The sequence below is a fragment of the Corynebacterium sp. HMSC072G08 genome (genome assembly GCF_001809185.1).
Lineage (GTDB): Bacteria > Actinomycetota > Actinomycetes > Mycobacteriales > Mycobacteriaceae > Corynebacterium > Corynebacterium phoceense.
Window position 1 is genome coordinate 1 of the sequence record NZ_KV796453.1, and the last position, 200, is coordinate 200.

Genomic DNA, 200 nt, shown 5'->3' on the forward strand with positions numbered 1-200 from the left:
CCCTCCCTAGCCAGGGCAATCGCCGAGTGGAAGTCCGAGGGAATCGGCCCGCCAACAGTGGAACAACGGCAGGTGAAATACCTCAACAACATCCTGGAAGGCGACCATGGTCGACTGAAGCGGACCCTCGGGCCGAAAGGCGCGTTTAAGAACCGGACATCTGCACATCGGACGTTGAAAGGGATGGAAGCGATGCACTC

General features: G+C 59.0%; 1 protein-coding gene. It reads left to right on the forward strand.

Annotation, left to right across the window (positions count from 1 at the left end; translation table 11 throughout):
* Nucleotides 1-18 precede the first annotated feature (18 nt).
* On the forward strand, nucleotides 19-200 hold a 182-nt coding region (locus tag HMPREF2559_RS13515), incomplete at its 3' end, for a DDE-type integrase/transposase/recombinase (RefSeq protein WP_371325682.1).